Below are 25,220 nucleotides of genomic sequence, written 5' to 3' on the forward strand. Positions count from 1 at the left end.
CTTGGGCCATAAATGGCCGATCGATTACTCCACGTTCGGGTAATTGTTTTTGTCGCCGATCGTGACTTGAAGATCGACATTTTTTCCGTCGCGTACGACGTTCATGGTCACTTTGGCGCCAACCTTCTGCTTCTGGATAAATTCGATCAGTTTTTCCTTCGTGGCGAATTTAGTTCCATTTGCCCCGACGATGATATCATACGGGCGCAGGTCGGCCGTGTAAGCAGGAGATTTGAAAACGACATCGGTCACGATCGAGCCTTCCTTTACATCGGTGCCCATCTGTTTTGCAACTTCATCGGTCATTGTCATCAGCGTGGCTCCGATGAACGGTTCCGGTTTAGCCGGAATTTCCTCGTTGTTTTTCAATTTGTCCAGCACTTCTTTGATCGTGCTGCTCGGAATCGCAAAGCCGATACCTTGGGAATCGGTGCTGACGGCGACGTTAATGCCGATCACTTCCCCGTTCAGGTTGAGCAGCGGACCGCCGGAGTTCCCCGGGTTAATCGAGGCGTCGGTTTGCAGCAAATGCTCGTACTCCCGGTCCTTTTCGCCGTTTTCGCCAGGGATGGTGATGGGCCCGCGTTCCTTCGCGCTCAGAACCCCTGCCGTAACGGTATGGTCAAAGCCCTGCGGGTTGCCGATGGCCACCAGCCATTCGCCGACCTGCGTACTGTTGGAATCGCCCAGCGGAATCGACGGAAAATTGCTGGTTCCATCGATTTTCAGCACGGCCAAATCAAGGTCGTAGCTGGAGCCGAGCACTTTCGCTTCGTACGGTTTGTCCGTGCCCTGCACAGTGACTTGGACCACATCCGCACCGTGAATGACATGCTCGTTTGTCAGAATGTAGCCCGTTTTATCGAAAATAAACCCGGAACCAATTCCGGTCGGTACCAGTTGGCCCGCCCCGGAAGAAGAGCCGCCATTACTGCTGTTCCCCCTGCCCGAACCGAAGGAATCGCCGAAGAAGTAGCGGTAAAACGGATCATTGCTGTAAGGATTCGAATTGCTGCTTTGCTTGCTCGAATCCGTCAGCGTTTCAATTTTGACCACAGCCGGGCCAGCTTGATTAACAACGCTGGTTACGTCTCCCGAACTCGTGACCGGATACACTACGTTCGCCGCCTTGCCCGCTGAACCGTTGCCGCTTCCTTCCGTCGTTGTGCCGGACGCAGGGGCGGTCGTTGTCGCCGCCGCTTGGTTTGATGTAAACAGGTTTTCGCGATCGGCGAACACCATGGCTCCGGTTACGATCAGCATCCCGGCCAGAACGCCCGCGATCACGGAACGGAACGATTGTTTCTTCGGCGGCTTGCTGTACTGCCAGTTGCCCGCGCTTTTAAGGGTCGGCACGCCGCGGCCGCCGTCCCCGTTCGAACCGCCGGACGCCTGCGCCGAAGAGCGGTAGTCATACATCGGAAGCGGCTTCACCGGCTCCGGCCGGGTGATTTCCACTTCCTCCGGCTGACGGCGCTCATAGAAGCGGTCCTCTCCGGATCCTTCGTTGTTTTTTCCATAGGATTGAAATGGTCCGTAAGAGTAATAATATGAAGAGCCCGACTCCGGAGATTCCTGCGGCTTATCGCCAGGGTTGTCTCCAAAATTTTGGCCTGGTTTGTTTTTTTGATCGTCCATCTATGTTTACCTCCTTCCCCTGTTTCCAGGGGGTGTTGTTTTCATATTTTTATTTTGTACCAGGAACCTTAAGGGTACCTTAAAAACAATTAAAAAGGAGATAAAAGCTATAAGTCCGTATAAGTTGAACGAATTTGAAAATATTGCTGGGGATCGCAAAACTTAAAGGCAAAAAATGCCCTTATACCTGGACTACCCGTCCATTTGAGAGAAATAGAGGCAATTGATGCCGCTATTGTCTCGCATCGCCAGGAAATGCCCGCGTTCTGGACCGTTCATAGGAAAATAAGTACAAAAATGCCGCTAATGGGGATGGGCATGATCATATCCGAATAATAAGTACATAAAGTGCGGCTATTTTCAGAGTCCAGCCGGCGGTTCGCCGCTCCAGTAGAGCTTAGTGCAATTTCCCGCTGCCAAACGGCGATTTTCAACGGCGATTTTCGGGTCGTTTCCATAGCCATATCCATATCCATATCCATATCCATATCCATATCCATATCCGGGGAAGATAAAACAACCTTACTGACGGGACGCCCAGCCCTGCCGGTGGGCATAAATGGCTAGCTGTGTGCGATCGTCCAGCTCGCATTTCATCAGCAGGTTGCTGACGTGCGTTTTGACGGTTTTGATGCTGATATGCAGCTCTTCGGCGATATCCTTGTTGGTTTTGCCTTCGGCAATGAGCAGCAGCACTTCCTTCTCGCGCTCGGTGAGCCCGGAATCGTCCCCCTGCACGGTACGCTGGCGCAGCCCGCGCGTCAGCGCCTGGGCCACGTCTCCGGTCATGACCGGCATCCCGCGGTAAGCTCCTTGCAACGCATAGATGAGTTCTTCGGCCGAGACCGTTTTTAAAACATAGCTGACCGCCCCGGCTTCGACCGCCTGAACGACAAGCTCATCCTCCAAAAAGCTGGTCAGGATGACGATCTTGATCTGCGGGTAGCGGCTGAGCACCGCTTTGGTCGCCTCCGCGCCGTTCATGACCGGCATCATTAAATCCATCAAAATGATGTCCGGCAAGCCGCCGGGAATGCCTTGCTCCAGCAGTTCGACGGCCGCTTCGCCGTCCCCGGCTTCGGCCACCACCTCAAAGCCCGGGTCCAGCATCAAATAGGTTTTCAGTCCCATTCGCACCATATCATGATCATCGACGATCATAACCCTGATTTTGCTGCTCATTCGCGGCTTCCTCCCTTACCTTCCTCAAATTTCGGGATATGCACCCGAATGGTCGTGCCCGCTCCCGGCTTGCTGATCACCTCAACATGACCGCCAAGCTTCTCGGCGCGCTCCTTCATCGTCGTTAGCCCGTAAGAGCCCTGCTTCTGCGAGGTGCCGCTGAAGCCCTGTCCGTCATCGCTAATGCCGAGCACCACCTGGCGCGGCCCTTCGCGAAGCGACAGGCTGACCAAATGGGCCCCGGCATGTTTGACAATGTTGGCCATGGCTTCCTGAATGATCAGAAACAGCTGATGCTCTTTCGCTTCCGACAGCTCCCCCTGAAGATCCAGGTCTTTGATTCCTTTCAAACCGTTTTGCCTGCAGTAATCCGGAAACCACTGATCCAGCGCCTCCGCCAGCGATTTGCCGACCAGTTCCATCGGCCGAAGCTGGGCAATCAGCGCCCGCATTTGCTTTTGCGCCGTATTCGACATCTGGATGAGCTGTTCCAGCACCGTATGGGCCGCAGGGGCATTGCTTTCCAGCACTTTGGGCAGCGAGGAAGCGGCCATGTGAATCGCGAACAGCTGCTGGCTCACCGTATCGTGCAAGTCTCGGGCCATGCGCCTTCTTTCTTCCAACACCGCTTTTTCGGCCGCCTGCTCCTTTTCCATGACTTCCTGCTCCCCAAGCTGCTGCAGCAGTTGCATTTTCGTTTCCATGGAATCGACCATTTCGTTGAATTCCTGATAAACACCGGCAAACGTCTGATCCGCCGTTTCGGGCATCCGAATCGACAAATTCCCTTTGGCCACCTGCAGCATGTTTAAATGAAGCAGATCGATTTTGCCCTGAATCCGCCGTCCGGCGATATAGCCGATGATCAGCGTAAACACCACAATGCCGGCAATGTCGTAAATCCACACGTGGGGGTCGCCCACATGAATCACTCCGGTCTTGGAGCCGATGTAAAGAGCAGCCGCCGTCAATCCTCCCGTAAGCAGAAAATAACACAGCAGCTCCCATTTCGTATTTTTTAAAATACGCTGTACGATCATCCGCCTAACCCACCATATTCACTTTAACGTCGCCGATAAACACGCTGACGACCAGCTTGATTTTTTTGCTCGCTTCCCGGTAATACGGGGATTCGGCGGAAACGCTGCTCATAAATCCGCCCTGCTTCTGCTTCAGCACCTTCAAATCGCCGATAAAGGCGCTGGAAGTGGCCATGATGCCGATATCCATATCCTCCGGAATGAATATCTTGACGTCGCCGATAAAAGACGAAACGTTGATTTTCGTCTCCCCGTACGGAATTTGCGCCTTCGTCAAATCGATAACCGTATCCCCGATAAAATGCGAGATGTTCGTTGGCCGCAGCTGAAAATAATCCTGCCCCAAATGTACGTCTCCGATAAATCCCGATTTATTGACCACTTCACCCTTGTCGCTGTCCATGCCATAGTAATGCTCGTATTTCGGACGTTCCTGTTTGGGACGTTCCTTCTCCTGCGTTGCTTCCTTCTTGGCCTCTTCCTTCTCCAGCGAACCGAAAATCGAATCCAGCGGCGACTCCATTTCCGGATGAAATGCCGGGGGCGGGGGCGGATTCAGCGGCGACGGCGGCGGAGGCGGAAATTGCTCATGGCGGCGGCGGTGCGGATGCGGCGGAAATCCCTCGCGACGGCGGTGTGAATGCCGCGGTCTGAAAATGAGGCAAATCCCGCCGATAATCAGCGCAAGCGGGAAGAAATACTTAAAGAAGTCCCCCGGATCGAGCGATATATATCCCAAATTACTGCCAAGAAAATAACCGCCGATCAGCAGTAAAATCAGGCTGCCCGCCAGTCCGCCGCCGTGCCGGTTGCCCGAGGCCAGGCTCGTCAATCCGGCAAAAATCAGAAACACCGGCCAAAACGTAGAGAACAGATAGCCGATGCTAACGTCGGTTATTCCCATTTGGTTGAGCAAAAACAAGGCCCCGATACCAATGAGCAGCAACCCGCCGATCAGCCTGCCGAACCAATTGTGTCTCATCATGTTTCCCTCCATATCTCAAACAAACTCTGTTAATGCTAGTGTACAACAAGCTGCTGAAGGAGGACAGCGGCGGGAGAAGTAAGCTTCTCTCGGTCTCCGGACCGAGGAAAACACCAAATATTTACATATAAAAAGAGCACCCGATTTTAGGGCGCTCTTCGCTTAGTTGCTTAACTATTGTTGTTGTTGTTGAGTACCGCTTACAGGCGTAGTTGCATTGCGGGAAGCTTTAGCCTTTTGGGCAACGGTTGCAGTGCTTTCCTCAGCAAATTCTTCGTTAAACTTCTCGTTTGGTGTTTTGTAACCAGGAGAAGCCGCACGTTTTTGATTTTGATTTGGCATGAATTTCACCTCCCTCTCCATAACAGAGCGGTTTGTCACCGCCGGGTGCGATGCGGTCTTCGCGAAGGATGACCACATCGGTTATTATGCGACCGGCGAGGTAAAATATGCGGCCTGGAGCAAATTGTTAATCCGCTGTTAAATGGCCTTGTTCCACAAATCTTCCGGGATTTCCTTGCTCACTTCCATCGCTTTGCCAAGCTCTTTCAGCATCGCTTCCGTCAGTTTCCCGTTGCCTTTCCGGACGATCTGCACTTCGACTTCCTTCTTGCCCCATTCTTTATATACTTGCTTCGTTGTATCGAAATACAAATCGATTTTTTTTCCTTTGATGGCGGAGCCTTTATCCGCGACGACCCCGTATCCGTAGCCCGGAATATATAAAATGGTGCCGATCGGGAACACCTTCAGGTCGGCCGCAATGGTCGATACCGTATCCTTGTCCCGCCGTACCTTGACTCCCGAATACGTTATGCCGTACTGCGGATGGTTGGGCTTTTTACCCGTGGATTCATAGCCCGCGGTATATCCGGTAGCCAGAACCCTGACCGTCTTGACGGTCTTTTTTTTCGGTTCGGGCTTCGTCTCGGTTTTTTGCACGTTTAACATCAACTTGTGCCGGTAATGAACGGCCCGGTTTTGCCAACCGGCGGGTGTCCGGGAAAATCCGGCTTCCAGCCACGGCGCATGACTCCGGTATTGATATACCGCCTGATTCGCCCCGGCAATCCCGTGCGGCGGAACATCCGCGGCAAGCGTAACGGTCAGCAGCACTCCTAGCATCAAGCACTTGCCGATATGTTTCCAGATATAAATTTGGCGCATGTGAAAACCTCCCCCTTATCCGAAGGTTTTCCACATGCGCCTCAATTTATACGTGGTCAGCTTTTAATCACGAAGCAATTTCATGAAGTTTATTCGGCATCGAATCTTGAATTCAGCCGGCCAAGCGGATGCTTCCGAAGTATGCTTCCTACGGAAGCATTTCAGTTGCTCACGTAGGTTACACCTACGCTCCGCTACTCAGTCCCTGGCTTCATCCAACCTTCTCGGTGCTTAAAAGCTGACCTATTAAATTGTATGGTTGCGGATTTCGTTCTGCAGTTCGACGATTACTTCATCGAGCGCTTTAGCACCCAGGTCGCCTTCGCCGCGTTTACGCACCGATACGGTGCCGCCGCTTTGCTCGTTTTCGCCGACGATAAACATGTACGGCAGCTTCTCGAGCTGGGACTCGCGGATTTTGTACCCGAGCTTCTCGTTGCGCAGGTCGCTTTCCGCCCGAATGCCGGCGGCCCGCAGCTTGTCTTCGACTTGGCGGGCATACGCGTCGAAGTTTCCGGATACCGGGATGACCTTCGCTTGCACCGGCGCCAGCCAAAGCGGCAGATTGCCGGCAAAGTTCTCAAGCAGGAAGGCGGTAAACCGTTCCATCGTTCCGAGAATGCCGCGATGCAATACGACTGGACGGTGTTTGGCCCCGTCTTCGCCGACATATTCCAGCTCAAACCGTTCCGGGAGCAGGAAGTCGATTTGCACCGTCGACAGTGTCTCTTCCTTGCCGAGCGCGGTCTTGATCTGCACGTCCAGCTTCGGACCGTAGAAGGCCGCTTCGCCTTCGGCTTCGAAGAACGGAAGTCCCGCTTCCTCTACGACCTCGCGAAGAATCCGCTGCGCTTTGTTCCACATTTCATCGTTTTGGTAATATTTCTCCGTATCCTGCGGATCGCGGTAGGACAAACGGAACCGGTATTCCTTGATGCCGAAATCGTTATAGACTTGGGCGATCAAATCCAGCACGCGCTTGAATTCATCTTTGATTTGGTCAAAACGGCAGAAAATATGGGCGTCGTTGAGCGTCATCGAACGGACCCGGTGCAGTCCGGTAAGCGCTCCGGACATTTCATACCGATGCTGCATGCCGAGCTCGGCGATGCGGATCGGCAAATCCCGGTAGCTCCGCAGATCGCTTTTATAGACCATCATATGGTGCGGACAGTTCATCGGGCGAAGAATAAATTCCTCGGTGTCGATGGCCATTTTCGGGAAAATATCGTCCTGGTAATGCTCCCAGTGCCCCGAGGTTTTGTACAGGTCGACGTTGCCGAGCACCGGAGTATACACGTGCTGATAGCCAAGCCGCTCCTCGATATCGACGATGTACCGTTCCAGCGTCCGGCGCACCGTCGCCCCCTTCGGCAGCCAGATCGGCAAGCCTTGTCCGACCAGATTGTTGAACGTAAAGATATTCAGCTCTTTGCCCAGCTTGCGGTGATCCCGTTTTTTCGCTTCCTCCAGCATATGCAGATGCTCGTCGAGTTCCGCCTTTTTCATAAACGCGGTGCCGTAAATGCGCTGCAGCATTTTGTTGTCGCTGTTGCCGCGCCAGTAAGCCCCCGCGACGCTCAGCAGCTTGAACACTTTGATTTTGCCCGTCGAAGGCACGTGCGGCCCCCGGCACAGGTCGAAAAACTCGCCTTGATCATAAATCGAGATGACGCTGTCTTCCGGCAAATCGCGAATAAGCTCCAGCTTGTACGGATCGCCCAATTCGGTGTAAATCGCCAACGCTTCTTCGCGGCTGACTTCGCGCCGGGAAATCGGCAGATTTTCGCCGATGATGCGCTCCATCTCTTTTTCGATTTTCTGCAGATCCTCCGGATTCAGCGGATGCTCCAGATCCATGTCGTAATAAAAACCGTCCTCGATGACCGGACCGACCCCAAGTTTGACCTCCTTGCTGCCGAACAGCCGCTTCACCGCTTGCGCCATCAAATGCGCGGTGCTGTGGCGCATAATCTCCAGGCCTTCTTTGGAGTCCCCCGTAATGATTTCCACCTTGGCCCCGTCAATCAGCTTGGCGCTCAAATCGACCGCCACGCCGTTTAATTTCCCGGCCAGCGCGTTTTTGCGCAGCCCGCTGCTGATCGAAGCGGCCACATCCTCCAAACTGCTTCCTTCCGCGTACTCCCGGACCGACCCGTCCGGCAAAGAAATGGATACTGCTCCCATCGTCGTTTCCTCCCTGTTTTCGTAAATAGTTTTAAGGTCTTCCGGAAACGGACAAATCAAAAAACGCCCGTCCCGGCAAAGGGACGAGCGTTATACCCGTGGTTCCACCCTCATTCGGCTTATTCCGCAGCATCCGCCAGCGGCGATAAACCCTTAATTCGGCATTGTGTAACGGCAATGAACCGGCATTCCTTAGTACCGTTAATCATCATAAACGAAAAACGGCGGACATGAATCCGCGCACTTGGGGTTCGGGAACGCAGCTACAAAGGGGTAAACCAAAACCGAATCCGGAGGGAATTCCAGCCCATGTTCCCTCTCTCTGCACCTTCAGGCATTTTGGTTCATGTCTTTGTCATCGCTTTTAGCTTGAACATCATTATAATGCTATCCCCGCCGGCTCGTCAAGATTTTGCCGGATCCCCCTTAAGTGCGAGTTCAAAAAGCCGGATTTTCAGCACCAAAGAGTATGCTTCCGATGTGCTTTGTTCAAAACGCTTTACCTCTTTATTATGTGCCTTGATCCAGGCGGCGGACCTCACGGTGAAACAGCTTGCACTGCGGACAGAGAAGGCAAATTTCCACGCGCTCGCCAAAAATTTTCGCCAAGGTTTCAATGACCTGCGCCCCCGGGTCCTGTGTATGGATCAAAATGCGGTCCGGGGAAAGCGAAATCAGCGTGCTGACGATAACGTCCTCCATTTCCATTTCCTGATCGGCGATTCGGGCCACCACTCCGCCCGAGGACGGAAGTTGGATCGGTGAAAATTGCTCGTTTAAAATCGCGAATTCATGTCCTTGCTTATGCATCAAATGGACGAGCGGCGTCAGCGGTTCCTGAAAATAAACAAAATACTGCAGCAAACTAATAAACTCCTCATACTGCTTATCCAGCAAATACTCGTCCACCGCGAAATCGGCGGCTTCCCGCAGACTGGCCTCGTACTCCTTCAGCCGGAAGGCGGCAAAACCGTCAAGATGCAGATGCTTTTCGCTGTGCAGATATTCCCGCAGCGCAGCGCAAACCATCTGAACCCGCCTTTCCGCCGGACAGGTCTTGACTCCGTCTCTGGGCTGCTCCAAAAGCTCGCGGCAGATGTTCTTCACGATTTCCATTTCCTCGCGCGAAGTCCACTCATATTCCCGGTTCAAAATCCGTCCGAGCAGCTCATCCTCTTTCACATGCACGACATACTTGGCTAATCCCAGCGATAAAAGGTCGATCAGTCGTTCCGGTTTGTTTTCTCCCGCCGCCCCCGGCAGGTTGACCACAGCCTCCATCGTTCCGCCCGAAACCTCGCTCAGCGTGAGCACGGCCCGCGGAGAGTGCAGACTGCTTACGGCATCATGCAAGTAACCGGCGAACCGGTTTTGCGCTTCGGCCTCAGCGGCTTTGACCCGTATCGTAAAAAAATCCATGAACCTGTCCCCCTTCCGCTTCCTTCTCCAAGTATATGGCGGGAAGGAAACGGATATACGGAATAGGTTCATGGAATGAAAGGCAGTTTTGCCAATAGCCTGCCAGCTTATGCGGATTAATTTTGCATAATAAAATCGCGTTCGACCGTGGCTTCTTCGTCAAACACCCGCAATATTTCGTATTTCGTATTGCGCTGCGCAGGAGTTTTTCCGGCCTCGCGGATGATTTGCAACGTCGTTCCGATGTTGACTTTGTAAGTTGCGCCTGCGGACGAGACGACATTCTCCTCGATCATCGTGCTGCCGAAATCGTTGCAGCCGTATTGCAGCGACAGCTTCCCGACTTCGGGGCCCATCGTCACCCAGGAAGACTGCAGATTTTTGATGTTGTCGAGCACGATCCGGCTGATCGCCACCGTTTTCAGGTACGATTCCGGCGTCTGTCTTTCGGCTTTCAAGTTCGTGTTGTCCGGTTGGAACGTCCATGGAATGAAGGCCAGGAAACCTTCCGACGGGTAGCCGTTTTGAATGCACTCGTCCTGCGCCTCGCGTACGCGCAGCAGGTGCAGCGCCCGCTCCTCCATCGATTCGCCGAACCCGATCACCATCGTCGCGGTCGTGTTCATGCCGATTTTATGCGCCGTCTGCATCACGTCCATCCAGTCTCTCCAGGAGCCTTTCAGCCGGCTGATTTTGCGGCGGGTGCGGTCGTCCAAAATTTCCGCGCCGCCGCCGGGCAGCGAATCGAGGCCCGCGGCATGAATTTCGCGGATCACCTGTTCAAGCGACAGTCCGTTCGACACTTCTTTCATTTTCATGATCTCCGCCGGGGAGAAGGAGTGCATTGTGATATCCGGGAACCGCTGCTTGATCGCTTTCAGCAGGTCCGTATAATAGCTGAACGGCAGATTCGGGTTCGTTCCGCCCTGCATCAAGATTTCCGTACCGCCCACGTCGATCGTTTCCTGGATTTTTTGAAAGATCACCTCATCCGGCAGGACATACCCTTCCTCCGAGCCCGGACGGCGGTAAAACGCGCAAAAACGGCAGTACACGTCGCAAATATTCGTGTAATTGATGTTCCGCCCGATGACGAATGTCGTCACCGGTTCGGGATGCTTCCGCTCCATCAGAATGTTGGCCGTGTGCCCCATTTTTTCCACTTCAGCGGATTCGAACAGACGGACCGTGTCCTCCAAATCCAGGCGTCCGCCCTGCAGCGCCTTGTTTAATATATCGTCGATCGCAGCCATATCACTGCCTCCCTACAACTAAAAATGAGATAAATAAAATCGTGAAAAATTAAACATTATGGTTTAATCGTAACATAATCATGGGCAGAAAAACAGCACCCGTGTTGAGCGAAGGCCGGATCGGAAGAACGGTTGAAGAACGGTTGAAGAACGATCGGGAGAACGGTTGGAAGAAGGACGGCCTTATGGAACCAACTGCAAAAGTGCAGTTGAAAAAGGCTAAAACCTGGTTGCCTGAGCCTGAGAGAGGAGTCCAGCAAAATATAAGGGCAACAAAGGGCGTTATTCCGTCGGTATCCGTCCATTTGAGAGAAATAGGTACAATTTATGTCGCTATTTTTTCGAATGACAAGGAAATGACCGCGTTCTAGACCTTTAATAGGAAATAAGTACCAAAAATGCCGCTAATGGGAATGAACATGCCTGAGTCCGGATAATAAGTACATAAAATGCCGTTAACTTTCTTACCAAAAAGCAAGCACCCGGCCAGGATGACCGGGTACTGTGGGGGAAAACAAACATCAGCTTCGCTGAAGGGCGCGGTCCAAGTCGGCGATCAGGTCGCCGATATCTTCAAGACCGACGGAATACCGCAGCAGGCCGTCGGTAATCCCGCGCTCGCTGCGTACTTCCTGCGGCATCGAGGCGTGGGACATCATCGCCGGATACGACAGGATACTCTCGACGGCGCCGAGGCTGACGGCGACGATCGGCAGCTTCACTTCGCTCAGCAGCCGTTTCGCCCGCTCGCCGGAGCCGACGTCAAACGAGACGACCGCGCCGTAACCGGCCGACTGCTTCTCCTGGATCTCCCGGCCTGGGTGATCCGGCAGGCCGGGATAAAAGACGGCGTCGATGTCGCCGCGCTTGCTCAGCCAATCGGCCAGCTTCCGGGCGCTGATTTCGCTGTGGGCCATGCGGGCGCCAAGCGTCTTCATGCCCCGCATGAGCAGCCAGGAATCCGACGCGCCAAGCACGGTGCCCATGCCGTTTTGCAGGAATTTAAGCCGCTTCGCCAATTCCTCGGTGCGGGCCACCGCCAAACCGGCCAGCACGTCGCTGTGGCCGCCCAGGAACTTGGTCGCGCTGTGCAGCACGATATCGGTTCCCAGTTCAATCGGCCGCTGGTAATACGGGGTCATGAACGTGTTGTCGACGATGCTGATCAAATCATGCTCGCGGGCCCAGGCGGAAATTTCGGCGATATCGGTGATTTTCAGCGTCGGATTCGACGGCGTTTCCATATATACCGCTTTGGTGTTGGACTTCAGGGCCGCTTTCACCTCGTCCGGCCGGGTCATGTCGACGAAGGTCGTTTCGATGTTCATCCGGCTTAAAATGTTCGACAGCAGCCGGTATGTACCGCCGTACACATCCTCCGTCACAATGATATGATCGCCGGCGGACAGCAGCATAAACGTCGTGGAGATCGCCGCCATTCCGCTGGAGAAGGCGAAGCCTTGCACGCCGCCCTCCAGCAGCGCGATATAATCCTCCAGCGCCTGCCGCGTCGGGTTGCCAGAGCGGCTGTAATCATGCTGCGGAGGATTAAAAATATCGTGATGATGAAACGTCGAAGCCTGATAAATCGGCACGCTGGATGCGCCCGTAGCGCTGTCGACCTCGCTGCCGAAATGAATCAGCTTCGTGTCGAATTTTTTTTCCAAATTCCCGGGTTGAGCCGCCGCTTCGTTATGCTCCTGTTTACTCATGTTTTTGTCCCCCTTCGACTTCGATCCGCGCCGCCTCCAAAGCCTGTCCCAAATCGGCGATCAAATCGTCCTCATGTTCAATGCCTACCGAAAAGCGCAGCAGACGGTCGTCAACGCCCACCGCTTCGCGGATTTCGGCGGGAATATCGGCATGGGTCTGCACGGCGGGATAGGTCATCAGCGATTCGACGCCGCCGAGGCTTTCCGCAAACGCGATCAGCCGCAGGTTGCGAAGCACCGGCTCCACGTAGCGGGCGTCCGTTACTTTGAAGGAGAAAATCCCCGTGTTTCCGCGGGATTGTTTGTTCTGGATCTCGTATCCCGGATGATCCTCCAGCCCCGGGTAAAACACTTCGGCCACCTGCGGATGGCCCTGCAGGTATTTGGCGATCGCCAGCGCATTGCTTTCATGGCGCTCCATGCGCAGCGCCAGCGTCTTCATGCCGCGCATCAACTGATAGGAGTCGGACGGACTCAGCACCGCGCCGATGGAATTGTGCAGAAACCCTACTTCCTCGGACAGCTCTTTGCCTTTGGTGACGATCAACCCGGCCAGCACATCGTTGTGCCCGCCCAAATATTTGGTCGCGCTGTGCACCACGATGTCCGCTCCAAGCTCCAACGGCCGCTGAAAATACGGCGTAAGCAGCGTATTGTCCACGATCGTCAGCAGGCCGTGCGTATGAGCCCATTTGCCGACGGCCTCGATGTCGGTCACCATCATCAGCGGGTTGGTTGGCGTTTCGATAAACACCGCTTTGGTGTTCGGCTTGCGCACGCTTTCCAGCGCGTCCAGATCGTTCGTGTCCACATACGAAGCCGTCACGCCGTATTTGGACATGATCCGTTCCAACAGACGGTAGGTCCCGCCGTACAGGTCGAGCGATACGATCAGATGATCGCCCTGGGCAAACAGGGTGAATATCGTTTGCAGCGCCGCCATGCCGGAGCTACAGGCAAACCCCGCATCCCCGGCTTCCAAAACAGCCGCCGCGTCTTCCAGCACTTTGCGGGTCGGGCTTTTGGTCCGGGCGTAATCGAAGCCTGTGCTTTGACCGAGCCGCGGATGCCGGAACGCCGTCGCCTGATAAATCGGGTAATTCACCGCCCCGGTCACCGGTTCCTCCACGGAACCGATTTGCGCCAGGACGCTTTCGATGCGCCACTCTTGCTTGTTGTTCTCTCCCATCTGTTATCCCTCCACTTCAGATCTCATACATAATTTCCGCCGCTTGATCGATATCATACGGCGTTTCTTGATACACATAGTAGTTCAGCCAATTGGAAAATAATAAGTTTGCATGGGCGCGCCAGGACGAAACCGGCTGACGGGACGGATCGTCTTTCGGGAAATAGTTGACCGGCGGATCGACTTCCATTCCTTTGGCTATGTCTCGTTCATACTCCCACTTGAGCGAATCGGGATCGTATTCCGAATGTCCGGTCACGAAAATCTGTTTGCCGTCCCGGCTGGCCACCAGGTAAATTCCGGCTTCTTCGGATTCGGCCAAAATCTGCAGCTCGGGCACCCGCTCGATGTCGGCGCGTTCCACATCCGTATGACGGGAATGCGGCACCAGGAACATTTCGTCGAAGCCGCGCAGCAGTTTGACGCGCGGATCGTTGACCGTATGGGAGAACACGCCGAAGCATTTTTTCGGCAGCGGGATTTTCCGCACGCCGTAATGATAGTAAAGACCGGCCTGGGAAGCCCAACAAATATGCATGGTGGAAGTGACGTAGGTTTTGCTCCACTCGAAAATTTCTTTGAGCTCTTCCCAGTAATTTACATCTTCAAATTCCAGCTGCTCCACCGGAGCGCCCGTAACGATCATGCCGTCGAACCGGCGGTATTTGATTTCGTCGAACGTCTTGTAAAACATCTCCAAATGCTCGGCCGAAGTATTTTTGGAGGTATGGGAGCTCGGGTGGAGCAGGACGATTTCAACCTGCAGCGGCGTGTTGCCGAGCAGACGCAAAATTTGCGTTTCGGTCGTTTCTTTGGTCGGCATCAGGTTCAGGATCGCGATCCTTAATGGACGGATGTCCTGATGATAGGCCCGGCTTTCGTCCATCACGAAAATATTTTCGTGGGTCAGCACTTCTTTGGCCGGCAGATGGTCCGGTACTTTAATCGGCATAGGGGGTTCACTCCTTTAGAAGTTAGTCGGAAATCATATCGATTCGAAAGTCGGCGATAACAAGAAAGACCTCTCTCCGCGGGAGAAAGGTCATTACGTTCCAGTATGCGCCTCTCTCATCTCTCAGAATCCGCCAAGCATCGCTTGAAATCGGTTCTGCAAGAATTAGCACCGCTGCGATCAAAGATCGCCGGTTGCCGGGTTTCATCGGGCTAGTCCCTCCACCTGCTCTTGATAAGATTTCGCTGTATTTAATTGGGGTTCGGAGCTGTTGTTCATGAAGCGTTGCTCCTTGAAATCACTTTAATGTAAATGCTGCCTTCCGTCAAGAACTTAGGAGAAAAATCACACTGTTTTTTCATGTACGGCTTTCGTCCCGGTGCATAATATACTTTTGGGTTGAAACATTTCCGATCGCAGCGTTATACTAAACAAGTGCTTAGAGGCTGTTCGGCCTTGAAGCGGACTGAATGTTTCAATTTTGAAAAGTTGCGAGGTGAAACCGAGAATGGAAGGCGACCCGAGTTCGCAGAGGACAACCCGGAAATTACAATCGCATAGGAAATTGATCAGCTGGGTGCTCAAGGACCGAGATGGGCACTTCCGTTTCCCGGTGTTTGGCTAAACGCCTCTTTCGGTGCGGCCGAATGCAGCGGTCTCTTTCCTATGCTCTAACCAAGAGCAAACCCTGGATTCATCCCCAGGGGAAAGGGAGTGAAAGCATATGAAAATCCGTCATGTTAAAGAAGGCGTATTTACCGCTGTAGAGGACGTTGAACTGACGACAACCCCGCCGGAGGAAGGCTTCTATTGGATCGATGCCGACGTGGACGATCTGGCGCTGCTGCAGCCGCTGTTTTCGCTGCATGATTTGGCCGTGGAGGACTGCCTGACCGAGGAAGAGCAACGTCCGAAAATCGAGACATACGACAACCATTACTTTATTGTTGTGAACAGCATCCGTTATGATGACGAAGAGATTTTTCTGCGGGCGCTGAACATCTTTTTGGGACGGCATTACATCATTACCGTAACCAAGCAGAAAATCAACGAGCTGCGGGCGGTCAAACCGATTTTATGGGAACAGGAAGTAAGCGAACCCGACCGTTTTCTGTATCTGCTGATCGACCTCGTGGTGGACAATTATTTCATTGTCGGCGACCGGATCGAAGTCAAGATCGAAAAGCTTGAGGAAGACATCCTGATGCATACGAAACGTTCGCACTTGAACGAAATCATCGGGCTGCGAAGCGAAATTTTGTGGCTCAAAAAGGTGCTTGGCCCGCAAAAAGAAGTCATCAATATTTTAAATAAAAAAGATCTGCGGCTGATCGACGACCAACTGCAGAAATATTTCAGCGACATTTATGAAAACGCCGTGAAGATATCCGAAAACTTCGATACGTTCCGCGAACTGGTCGGCAACTTGCGCGAGGCCTACCAGTCCGCCATCGCCAACCGGGCCAACGAAATCATGCGCGTGTTTACGGCGATTACGACGATTTTCATTCCGCTGACGCTGATCACCGGCATCTACGGGATGAACTTCGACAACATGCCGGAGATCCATTCGCAATACGGCTATTTTATCGTTTTGGGCATTATGCTCGTGCTTGGTTTGGGCATGTTTTATATTTTCCGGAAGCGGGATTGGATTTAGGGGCAGAGCGGTGAAGAACGGGATTACGAGAAATATTTGGGCCTACGATCGCTGTTGCCGCTAGGATTCTATATAAGTTGAACTAATGATTGCACAGATGGGGCAGACGGGTGAAATGTTCTTACGATCGCTGTTGTTCCCGGATTTCTATGATTGTATAAATTCAAATATGGTAGAAATCCGCTCGCAAAGGCGACCACTGCCGTTTCTTCAGAATCATTTCACCCTCTTGCCTATTCTTCACGCTTCTTTAATTCAACTTATATAGACAATACTGAAGCGGCAAGGCAAGCGCTACCCGCTTCAAATTTTCTCTCCATCCCGTAACACCGCTCTTTTGGTATGAAGGTCAAAGCGCCGACATGGAAGTTAAACCATGTTCGGCGCTTTTTTATATGGGGACAATCACCCCGCGTGGCGGGCGCTTTCGCGGTGGCGGCGGTAGCGGAGGCGGATCAGGCGCAGCCGTTCGTAGAGCAAATCGAGATTTGCTCCTTCCGGTGTTTCGGCGCCGTAAACCTTCTGGAGCACCGGCTTAAGAAAAGCGTCGCCCAGTTCCTCGTAAGCCTGCCAAACCGCGATTTGCTCCTCTTCGGGCATCTCCTGCAGCTCGGCATCCACCAGGGAATCGGTATCGTACCCTTCCTTTTCCAACGATTCAAGCAGCTCCAGCGCCTCCCTCCGCTCGATGCCGGCCCGGGAACACATGTCGTTTAAGCTTGAACCTGCGGCCAGGGATTCAAGCAACGAGCGGCGAACGCTGAATTTTTCCATCTCCGCGCGAAACTTGACTTCCTTCTGCTTATATAGCCAGGACCGGAATGTCTCATCATCGATCTCCCGCTCCACCCAATCCAGCGGAAAATCATGGGTTCGTTCCGCTTTCTCCGTAATATCCAGCACCTCGGCGCCAAACTCGGCGGCTTTGTTCTCGCCTACGCCCGGAAGCTGCAGCAGTTCCTCGGCCGTATGCGGCAAAAATGTGCTGATCATGCGCAGCAGCCGATTGCTCGCGATGAGATAGGGCGCTTTCCGGTCGGCGGCGGCCTTCTTTCTACGCCATACACAAAGCTCGTTATACACAGGCTCGTTTGCGTTCAGCTCGCTGTAACAAATCAATTTCTGAGCCGCCATTCCCCGCCCTCTCAGCTGCTCTTTTTCATCCCAGATTCCCTCCATGACGGGGCGAAATCCCTCCCCCAGCTTGACCGCCAGACGATGGCGGTAAACGTGAAGCATTTCCGACCAGGAAGCCCCTTCGTACCACAAATGCTCCTGCTCCCCGTCCGCGGTCAATTCGTTCCAGCCCATCCGCCATTGCCCTTCCTCTTCGCCGATCCAGACCTGGGCCTCGGTCATCAACGCGCCGTTTCTTTTCTTCTCCAAACTGTTCAAAAATACGATCCGCATAATCTTTCTCCTCCTTTAACTTCAGCTACGCGGAGGAACCACCCTGATGTTGGCGGAACGCAAAAAGCACCCCTCCTGCGGTTATCGCAAGAGAGGTGCTTCCTCCAGACGTATACTGTTATTCCTAATCATACCATATTCAATGAGACTGTCAATAGACGACACTGCTATTATAAGATTAATCCTTTTTCCAACGGTCCGGCTTTTCCTGTATAATTAACCAAAAAGACATGTAACCACACCCACAGGAGGCATAAATGATGAGCCAACCGAACCCGCATAAAGATTTGGACTTTCTCTCCGACAGCACCGAGGATACCTCGACCCGTTTCGTCACGTTTATCGGGAGCTCGCTGCGTCGGTTCGATCTCGCCGTCACAACGACCAACCGCTTTTACGGCAAAAAGCTGGTCACGGATTTGCAATCCGGCAAAACCGCCATCTTAGGCACGGATGATTTGGATGAGGAAGGCTACCTTGAACACGTCTACGGCCTGGACGAAGAAGAAGCCGAAGAAATGCGCTCGTTTCTGTATCAGGTGGTTGGCGACGCTTATTTTACGGACTGATGCCACAAAGGTTTCATCTTTACAAAAGCCAAACGATTCTTAACTCGAATGAATGGACCAATTTCCGGTCAGACGGGACAGCAGAACCACGACTTTCTGCCGCTTTATTGTCTGGTCCGACCGGAAATGTCCGTTGGAAGTAAATTGCATAAAATTTCAAATTTATGTTACCGGAAATTCACCTTAGCCAAAAAGAAGTTCTTCCTTTGCCACGTATACTTCCATCATCATTAATGCCGCAAGCTGAAACCCATTTACGAGAAAGACTTACACATGATAGATTAAATGTGCAGTCTGCCTTTCAGGCAGTTGCGGGGAGGAAGTGGCGATTTCTTTTGCGAGGAGGCGCCGCTTCCTTTTTACTCATGATCATCCAACTTCTCAATCTTACGCTTACAGTCTCATTTTTCGTAAGCCGTACTGTAAGGCGGATTTCTTTCGGATTTTCCGAAAAAGGGTGCTCAAGTTTTTTTACGATATTTCACCTCCATATTTAACTTGAATTTTATATCGCCTAATGGATACAATTTGACTGTATATCGATTAGACGATACAGTCAATCATGTTTTCATAACGGACAAGAAAGCGTATAATTTATGTGATGAACTCTACTCGGAAGTTGGTGGCATTTTGCCAGTTGTCGTTAAACTCAAAGAGATTCTAGCCGAACGCAATATGTCTCAGCGTGAATTAGCAAGACTAACAGGACTAAGACCAAATACCATAAGCCATCTTTGTTCCAAAGAAGTTGACAGGGTACATCTCAGCACCTTTGATGTGATTTGTAAGACTTTAAACATCAGCTTGAGCGAACTTCTTGTATTGGAAGATGGCTAATCATACTGGATAGGGATGACTCAGGGGGAGCATTATCGTTTCCTACCTTTGGTGCGGTATTTAAGCCCTCTTTCCCCTACTGTCATCCTGACTTCGTTGAAGTGAGAATTTCCTCTAATGAACTCGCTGAATACAGGGCATTTTCTGTTTCTTTACCAGTTGCTATCCTCAGGCATTTCTTTCGAGTCAATCCGGTTAATCATACCAAGGATGTAATCTTCTTTTCATTGGTATAAATGGGGAGTAGGGGATGATAAAGCAACCAGACTCTTAAATATTTAAAACTCCCTTTTTAGTCTGCTTCTGTTCAAAAAAAATAAAGCTGTCTCCATCCTATTTTTAGGCGTGGAGTATATGTAGTTATAAAAAACTCCCTTACTCCTAGAACGACTAAGGAGAGGGGGTTATGAGGTCTGACAAACCTTATTTAAGATATTTGAAAATAGAATATTGAATGTTTTCGAGATACAACTATTTAGTTAGCGGAGGAGCAATTGATTCGACCAGCAGTATTTCTAACTCAAGCAGCGTTGCACAACCAGTGGATTCATTTGGTGTCACCTTGACACTACCATCATCTGCCAAATGGCGGATTTTTTTATATGCCGTTTGGCAGCTATTAAACTATAATCCTTATTCAAAATCCCAAAGATTCACCAACGAGGATAATCTTTATTCTCCCCGCCGGTCTACACATTCTTGTTTGGACGATGTAAGAACAGATGCAATCATCTGTTTTACAATCTCCGCAAGCACCATTGATCAAGCAGGGCGTTTTTTGCGGCGAATGTAAAAATGGGCTGGACGAACACGAACAGCGGTATACATTAATGGGGGCCGCATATGTTCTGGCTCTTATAACTGCGTCTTCAGCGGTCTTGCAAACCTTATTCATCCCAACGATAGCAACAACACTTTTCGGTCCAAAGGTAATCGCCGCCGTTCGATTGCCCACACTGTCTATATTGACCAATATGCCATCTTCGCTAACGGCGTTAAAACTCGTTAAATAGGTGTCGCACAAAAGAGATTGGCGCATGAGGTCATAACGTTCCTCCATGGTTTGCGCTTTATCACGATCAGTGATTATATAGCTGCCTTGACGTACTCGATTCAGAAGCCCGATTTCTTCAAGCGTGACTGACCCGCCCCATGATACCGAAGAATGTTCCGGAATAAATGATAGTGCCTTTTCTACAACTTCTATGGCGTTATCACAGTAATAAGCCTCAAACTTTCTGCTTTGCAGATTTTTAATAACCTTTGAGGCTAAAAGTCGATTTCTCGCTTTTATTGAATTTTCTTTCTCTTGCATTGTTTTTCCTCCATTCTGACCTTAGAAAAGGTGACTAACTTTTTGTGTATTTATGATAAATATAGTATAGTAAACAGAAAAAGTATGTTGCACATGCAACGAGGAGTCTCTCATGAACAACTTAGATTCCCTATGTCAATCACGTTTATTTTCGGGGATTTCCCCATATGATATTCCCCAAATGCTTAAATGTCTGTCAGCCACACGGAAAGAATATGCAAAAGATGAGATGGTTGTCCGTGAGGGCGATTTAGTTGATGATGTCGGCATCATATTGCAGGGTAGCGCTCAAAGTACGAAATTGAGCGTCACGGGAAAACAAATTATTGTATCTCTCCATTATCCGGGTGGATATACCGCAGTTTTAACAGCGGCTAGCCGTGGAAGAAGATGCCCTATGTCAGTACAGGCAGTAGAACCGCTTGAGGTTCTGTTTATTCCTATCAAAAGCATATTGAGCCGTTGTACGAAGTTATGTATGGCACACGAACAATTACTTGGCAATCTTTTTGATAGTATTGCAGAACGAGCGTTAGAACTGCATGACCGAAATGATTGTCTGATTATGCCTACTATTCGGGATAAGGTCTTAACTTATTTAACAAGAGTTATGCGTGAAACTGGAACAGAAACTTTTACTATTCCTTTTGATAGAGAAGCGATGGCCGAGTATTTAGATGTAGATCGAAGTGCTTTATCCAGAGAGCTTGCATGGATGAAGCGGGACGGCTTGATTGACTTTTATAGAAACGAATTTAAGCTATTGCAAAAGCAGTAGAAAAAGATTTTCACTAACCGGCAAGCAGGGAGGGCGTCCCTCTCTTCATTTCGTCAAACAAAAAGAAACCGCTCTCTGGTAAAATGGAGGTACCACCCAACCATAAACCAGAAGGAGACGGTTTCTTTGTATATTCAATATACCATGGATCAACTTACCGACATTACCGAAGTGCCGGCTGTGAGGACTGTCCACTAAAGCCGCAGTGTAACAAAAGCCCAAGGTGATCGCGAGATCAAAGTTAGTATGAAGTATTTGCGGCTAAAGAACCAGGCAAGACAAAAGCTCCGCAGTGAAGAAGGTTATGCCCTGGCCGTAAGGCGCATGATCGAGCCGGAGCCTGTGTTTGGCCATATGAAGAACAATCGAGGCTTTAAAAGTTTCCTGCTTCGAGGTTTACCAAAAGTAAGTCTGGAGATCGGGTGGCTTTCCCTTGCCCATAATCTGCTCTTAAAAAGCTGCCGTGGACGCCAAAACTAAGGAGCTAAGCGAGAACAGACTGCTTAGCTCCTTAGTTTTTTTACGAATACCATCCTAATTTTATTGCTGAGGGTGTTCCAAAGTTTACTTTTGGGACACCCTCTTGCAAGCATTTCTTTACGATTCTAACCAATCATTTTCAACAAAGAGGTAAACCGGTATTTTTCAAACAAGTCCGCCGCCGCGTCCGGGTTCACCGTCCACAAGCATTCTTCCAGCGAGCATTCGATCGGCACCTCGATATTAATCCGGGCGAGCGTTCTGGACAAATGGAGGTTGTCCAAGTCGGCCTCGATTTTGGCTTTAACGCTCTTCGGCAAATGCTCCAAATTGTCCAGAATCCCGTCGATGGATTTGTATTCGGCCAACAGCTTTAACGCCGTCTTTTCGCCGATCCCCTTCACTCCGGGGTAGTTGTCGCTGGTGTCGCCGGTAAGACCCTTCATCTCGACCACCTGGAACGGCTGAATTCCCTTGTCCTCTTTTAAGAAATCCAAGTCGTACACCGCATAATTGGATCTGCCCTTCTTCATGATTACGACATGAATGCGTTCCGACACCAACTGCAGCATATCCTGATCGCCGGTAAGAACATAAACATGACCGAACCCGCTTAACCGGTTGGAAACCGTGCCGATGCAGTCATCCGCTTCGTATCCTTCGAGTCCGATATTGGGGATGTCGAGCGCGGCTACGATGTCTTTGACCAAAGAAAACTGCGGCACCAGGTCTTCCGGGGCTTCGGGACGATTCGCTTTATAATCCGCGTGAAGCTCATTGCGGAACGTTTTGCTGCCCATATCCCAGCAGCATAGGACGTGCGTAGGGTTAAACGTATTTACCGCGTCGAACAGATATTGCAGGAATCCGTAAATCGCATTGGTCGGGGTGCCGTCCGCCAGACGCCTGGCACTGTAGGACTGGGCAAAGTAGGCTCTGAAAAGCAAGGCCATTCCGTCAACCACAAGAATTTTATGTTCGCTCATGAAAAATATAAACCGCCTTCCTCAAAAGCATGGAGCTATTTGCCCCATACCTGCTCGTATTGTTCTTCCTTGTACCCGACCGTGACCGTTTTTCCGTCCGTGACGATCGGCCGCTTGATCAGCATGCCGTTCGAAGACAACAGCGTTATCTGCTCTTCCCTGGACATGCCGGACAGCTTGTCCTTAAGTCCCAATTCTTTATAAACCTCGCCGCTCGTATTAAAAAACTTCTTCAATTCCAGACCGCTCCGCTCCACCAACTCGGCCAGCTCAGCCTCGCTTGGCGGGTTCTCCTTGATGTGCCGCAAATCAAGCTCGTGGCCTTTGGACTCCAGCCATTTAATCGCTTTGCGGCATGTGCCGCATGGCGGATATTGATAAACCAATAATTTGCTCATATTGAACTTCCCCTTCCGTTTCGCAAAAGATCGTACAGCGCCTGCATATCCGCAGGCAGCGGCAGCGTGAAATGGAGCAACTCGCCCGTAAGCGGGTGAACAAAGCCCAGTTCCGAGGCGTGCAGCGCCTGCCGGCCGATCGCTTCGTCCCACCAAAGCACGGCCTCCCGCTCCTCTGGTCCGAGCAAGTCCAACCCCGGCATCCGATAAAATTTGTCGCCGATCAGCGGATGGCCGATCGAGGTCATGTGGACGCGGATTTGATGCGTCCGCCCCGTCCCGAGCCGGAGCTCCACGAGAGAGCCCGCCTGCCGGCCATCAAGCACCTTGTAATAGGTTTGGGCCGGATAGCCGCTCTCCGTGACGATCCGCCGGTGCGGCTCGGCCGGATCGCGGTCGATCGGCCCGTCGATCATCCCCTCCGGCTCCGCCGGCCATCCGTGCACAAGCGCAGTGTATTTCTTCGTCACCTGCCCGGCGATCAACTGCTCGGAGATATGCTGGTGCACGTAGGCGTTTTTGGCGATTGCTAGGAGTCCGCTCGTTTCCTGATCCAGCCGATGCACCGGACGAAACCGGAATTTTTCGCCTTTTTCCTGCCAGTAATGCACGACGCCGTTGGCGAGCGTGCCGGTGTAATGCCCGTGCGTCGGGTGGACGATCACGCCGGCTGCCTTGTTCACGACAAGCAATGCCTCATCTTCATAAACGATGTCAACAGGCATCGGCTCCGGCAAAATATCCTCTGACGTTTCTTTTTCCAGTGTGATTGAAACCGTATCGCCGGCTTTGACCGGCACGCTGATGTAAACTCTTTCGCCGTTAAGCTGCACCCCGCGCTCGGTCAGCTTGATTTTGGACAGCAGTTTCCGGGATACGCCCAGCCGGCGCTGCAGCACGCTTTTGACCTGCCAGCCGTCCTCGCGTTCGGTGACATGATAGGTGATCGGATCGTAATATTCGGTCATGACTTGTTGCCGAACACCTTCCTGCCGCGGGCGTATTCGATGTCGGATACGTGCTGCCGGGCATTGGCGGTGCGGGCCGCCGCGAAGAAATAATCGGACAGCCGGTTTAAGTAGGTTAACACATGCGGATTCACTTCCGTGTGGCGGCTTAAGGTGACCGCGCGGCGTTCCGCGCGGCGGCAGACGGTACGGCAAACATGCAAAGCCGAAGCCAATTCGGTTCCGCCCGGAAGGATGAACCTTTCCAGCGGCGGATTTTCCGCTTCGTACCGGTCGATCCACGTTTCCAGCCGTTCAGCCAGCTGCGCCGCCACTTTATAGCGGCTTTCGGACAGCTTGACATAGGCCAGATCCGAACCGCAGTCGAACAGTTCCTGCTGAATCTCCACCAGTTGTTCCCGCAAATCGGAAAACAGCTCCGGTCCGGCCAAACTCGCCGCTACCCCGACAAAGCTGTTCAGTTCATCGATCATTCCGTAAGCTTCAATCCGGTTGTCATCTTTGTCCACTCTGCCCCCGATGACCGAGGTTTGCCCTTGGTCTCCGGTACGCGTGTAAATTGGCATTGGTACTCCTCCCATTCGCTTCGAGCCGCATATAGATCTCGAATATAGGTCTCACATATAGATCCGGAATATAGGTTTCACAGATAGATATCGCATATAGATATCGCATATAAGTCTCGCATATAGGTCAGCCGTTCTATCGGAACTTGCCACCTTCCATGATACCACAACAAAAACCGCCAGAGAACGAAGGTTATGCAGAGGCCCATCCATTATGTGCGGGAACCCTGTTGCCTAAAGCGGCGGCAATTTATGGCTCAACCTAGAATTCGGCGCTAGACAGCCGGCTGCTGGAACGACGAAGACAAGCCGGATGTCCTCCAAAATAGCGCCAATTTGTGTTCTTATGATCCGGAGCCAGCCATGTTCGTCACCCTTAGCGGCATTTTATGTTCTTATTTTTCCATAAATGGTCCAGGTTGCGGGCATCTACTGGCGATTCGAGAAAATAACGGCATAAATGTCCTCTATATTACTCAAATGGACGGATATCGCTGAAATAACGACATTTTTTGTCCTTATGTTTTTC

24 protein-coding genes, 1 pseudogene and 1 riboswitch are annotated in these 25,220 nt (G+C 51.8%); of the genes and pseudogenes, 6 read left to right on the forward strand and 19 right to left on the reverse strand.

From position 1 onward, the window contains the following. Positions 1-24: 24 nt before the first annotated feature. The 10 genes from DYE26_RS14200 to mqnC all read right to left on the reverse strand — a co-directional run bounded on the left by DYE26_RS14200 (position 25) and on the right by mqnC (position 10,871). Complete coding sequence (locus DYE26_RS14200) at positions 25-1,638, reverse strand: S1C family serine protease (protein WP_036624868.1); 1,614 nt, start codon at positions 1,636-1,638, stop codon at positions 25-27. A 275-nt stretch (positions 1,639-1,913) separates the two neighbouring features. Continuing rightward, positions 1,914-2,132 (reverse strand): hypothetical protein, encoded by a 219-nt coding sequence (locus DYE26_RS14205; protein ID WP_036624869.1) that lies wholly within the window; start codon positions 2,130-2,132, stop codon positions 1,914-1,916. Between the two features lie 28 nt (positions 2,133-2,160). After that, the gene (locus tag DYE26_RS14210) at positions 2,161-2,820 is read right to left on the reverse strand and encodes a response regulator (RefSeq protein WP_036624870.1); all 660 of its coding nucleotides are present in this window, start codon (positions 2,818-2,820) and stop codon (positions 2,161-2,163) included. Continuing rightward, positions 2,817-3,860, reverse strand: a complete 1,044-nt coding sequence (locus DYE26_RS14215) for a sensor histidine kinase (RefSeq protein ID WP_036624871.1) — start codon at positions 3,858-3,860, stop codon at positions 2,817-2,819. Before DYE26_RS14215 ends, DYE26_RS14210 begins: the two co-directional genes overlap by 4 nt. A gap of 4 nt (positions 3,861-3,864) precedes the next feature. Next, positions 3,865-4,842, reverse strand: a complete 978-nt coding sequence (gene liaF / locus DYE26_RS14220) for a cell wall-active antibiotics response protein LiaF (RefSeq protein WP_036624872.1) — start codon at positions 4,840-4,842, stop codon at positions 3,865-3,867. Positions 4,843-5,019: 177 nt separating this feature from the next. Then, on the reverse strand, positions 5,020-5,187 hold the full coding sequence (locus DYE26_RS33450) for a hypothetical protein (RefSeq protein WP_164815208.1): 168 nt from the start codon (positions 5,185-5,187) through the stop codon (positions 5,020-5,022). A gap of 138 nt (positions 5,188-5,325) precedes the next feature. Continuing rightward, positions 5,326-6,012, reverse strand: a complete 687-nt coding sequence (locus DYE26_RS34550; RefSeq protein ID WP_036624873.1) for a 3D domain-containing protein — start codon at positions 6,010-6,012, stop codon at positions 5,326-5,328. Between the two features lie 246 nt (positions 6,013-6,258). After that, on the reverse strand, positions 6,259-8,199 hold the full coding sequence (gene thrS / locus DYE26_RS14230; RefSeq protein WP_036624874.1) for a threonine--tRNA ligase: 1,941 nt from the start codon (positions 8,197-8,199) through the stop codon (positions 6,259-6,261). Between the two features lie 510 nt (positions 8,200-8,709). Further along, positions 8,710-9,618: a putative sporulation protein YtxC gene (locus tag DYE26_RS14235; RefSeq protein WP_036624875.1), complete on the reverse strand. Its 909-nt coding sequence runs from the start codon at positions 9,616-9,618 to the stop codon at positions 8,710-8,712. A gap of 116 nt (positions 9,619-9,734) precedes the next feature. Further along, the gene (gene mqnC, locus DYE26_RS14240; RefSeq protein WP_036624876.1) at positions 9,735-10,871 is read right to left on the reverse strand and encodes a cyclic dehypoxanthinyl futalosine synthase; all 1,137 of its coding nucleotides are present in this window, start codon (positions 10,869-10,871) and stop codon (positions 9,735-9,737) included. A 185-nt stretch (positions 10,872-11,056) separates the two neighbouring features. On the opposite strand from mqnC, the gene DYE26_RS14245 reads away from it, so the two are divergent. Beyond that, a complete protein-coding gene (locus DYE26_RS14245; RefSeq protein ID WP_124331695.1) occupies positions 11,057-11,242 on the forward strand; it encodes a hypothetical protein in 186 nt (61 codons plus the stop codon). A gap of 150 nt (positions 11,243-11,392) precedes the next feature. On the opposite strand, the gene DYE26_RS14250 is transcribed toward DYE26_RS14245, so the two are convergent. Genes DYE26_RS14250 through metA form a run of 3 tightly spaced genes read right to left on the reverse strand, consistent with a single transcriptional unit; the run spans position 11,393 to position 14,724 of the window. Then, entirely contained in the window at positions 11,393-12,583 is a 1,191-nt protein-coding gene (locus tag DYE26_RS14250) for a trans-sulfuration enzyme family protein (protein WP_036624878.1), read from the reverse strand. Next, the gene (locus tag DYE26_RS14255) at positions 12,576-13,772 is read right to left on the reverse strand and encodes an aminotransferase class V-fold PLP-dependent enzyme (RefSeq protein WP_036624879.1); all 1,197 of its coding nucleotides are present in this window, start codon (positions 13,770-13,772) and stop codon (positions 12,576-12,578) included. The genes DYE26_RS14250 and DYE26_RS14255 overlap by 8 nt, the downstream gene beginning before the upstream one ends. A gap of 16 nt (positions 13,773-13,788) precedes the next feature. Beyond that, positions 13,789-14,724 carry a homoserine O-acetyltransferase MetA gene (gene metA / locus DYE26_RS14260; RefSeq protein WP_036624880.1) on the reverse strand — a complete coding sequence of 312 codons (936 nt, stop codon included), beginning with the start codon at positions 14,722-14,724 and terminating at the stop codon, positions 13,789-13,791. A 113-nt stretch (positions 14,725-14,837) separates the two neighbouring features. Further along, positions 14,838-14,965, reverse strand: a riboswitch (SAM riboswitch). Between the two features lie 483 nt (positions 14,966-15,448). Here metA and corA point away from each other — a divergent pair. Continuing rightward, complete coding sequence (gene corA / locus DYE26_RS14265) at positions 15,449-16,384, forward strand: magnesium/cobalt transporter CorA (RefSeq protein WP_036624882.1); 936 nt, start codon at positions 15,449-15,451, stop codon at positions 16,382-16,384. Positions 16,385-16,789: 405 nt separating this feature from the next. On the opposite strand, the gene DYE26_RS14270 is transcribed toward corA, so the two are convergent. Continuing rightward, positions 16,790-17,794, reverse strand: a complete 1,005-nt coding sequence (locus DYE26_RS14270) for an HRDC domain-containing protein (protein WP_036624883.1) — start codon at positions 17,792-17,794, stop codon at positions 16,790-16,792. Positions 17,795-18,054: 260 nt separating this feature from the next. Between DYE26_RS14270 and DYE26_RS14275 the strand changes: the two genes are divergently transcribed. Both DYE26_RS14275 and DYE26_RS14280 read left to right on the forward strand, forming a co-directional pair. Continuing rightward, the gene (locus tag DYE26_RS14275) at positions 18,055-18,363 is read left to right on the forward strand and encodes a DUF3055 domain-containing protein (protein WP_036624885.1); all 309 of its coding nucleotides are present in this window, start codon (positions 18,055-18,057) and stop codon (positions 18,361-18,363) included. Between the two features lie 630 nt (positions 18,364-18,993). Next, a complete protein-coding gene (locus DYE26_RS14280; protein WP_082208085.1) occupies positions 18,994-19,200 on the forward strand; it encodes a helix-turn-helix domain-containing protein in 207 nt (68 codons plus the stop codon). Positions 19,201-19,837: 637 nt separating this feature from the next. On the opposite strand, the gene DYE26_RS14285 is transcribed toward DYE26_RS14280, so the two are convergent. Next, entirely contained in the window at positions 19,838-20,515 is a 678-nt protein-coding gene (locus DYE26_RS14285; protein ID WP_036624886.1) for a lactate utilization protein, read from the reverse strand. 112 nt (positions 20,516-20,627) lie between these two features. Between DYE26_RS14285 and DYE26_RS14290 the strand changes: the two genes are divergently transcribed. Beyond that, positions 20,628-21,293 (forward strand): Crp/Fnr family transcriptional regulator, encoded by a 666-nt coding sequence (locus DYE26_RS14290; RefSeq protein WP_036624888.1) that lies wholly within the window; start codon positions 20,628-20,630, stop codon positions 21,291-21,293. Between the two features lie 158 nt (positions 21,294-21,451). Beyond that, positions 21,452-21,773, forward strand: a pseudogene (locus DYE26_RS14295) (transposase); the annotation flags it as partial. A gap of 125 nt (positions 21,774-21,898) precedes the next feature. Here the strand turns inward: DYE26_RS14295 and DYE26_RS14300 are convergent. From DYE26_RS14300 to DYE26_RS14315, 4 genes are read right to left on the reverse strand one after another with little or no spacing between them, the layout of a single operon-like run. After that, positions 21,899-22,759, reverse strand: coding sequence for a 5'-3' exonuclease (locus tag DYE26_RS14300; RefSeq protein WP_036624890.1), 861 nt, complete (start codon positions 22,757-22,759; stop codon positions 21,899-21,901). A gap of 35 nt (positions 22,760-22,794) precedes the next feature. Next, positions 22,795-23,157, reverse strand: a complete 363-nt coding sequence (locus tag DYE26_RS14305; RefSeq protein WP_036624892.1) for an arsenate reductase family protein — start codon at positions 23,155-23,157, stop codon at positions 22,795-22,797. Continuing rightward, positions 23,154-24,125 (reverse strand): RluA family pseudouridine synthase, encoded by a 972-nt coding sequence (locus DYE26_RS14310; protein WP_036624893.1) that lies wholly within the window; start codon positions 24,123-24,125, stop codon positions 23,154-23,156. The genes DYE26_RS14305 and DYE26_RS14310 overlap by 4 nt, the downstream gene beginning before the upstream one ends. Continuing rightward, the gene (locus tag DYE26_RS14315) at positions 24,122-24,691 is read right to left on the reverse strand and encodes a cob(I)yrinic acid a,c-diamide adenosyltransferase (protein WP_036624894.1); all 570 of its coding nucleotides are present in this window, start codon (positions 24,689-24,691) and stop codon (positions 24,122-24,124) included. Before DYE26_RS14315 ends, DYE26_RS14310 begins: the two co-directional genes overlap by 4 nt. Positions 24,692-25,220: the final 529 nt, after the last annotated feature.

It is taken from the genome of Paenibacillus macerans, assembly GCF_900454495.1.
GTDB classification, from domain to species: Bacteria; Bacillota; Bacilli; order Paenibacillales; family Paenibacillaceae; genus Fontibacillus; species Fontibacillus macerans.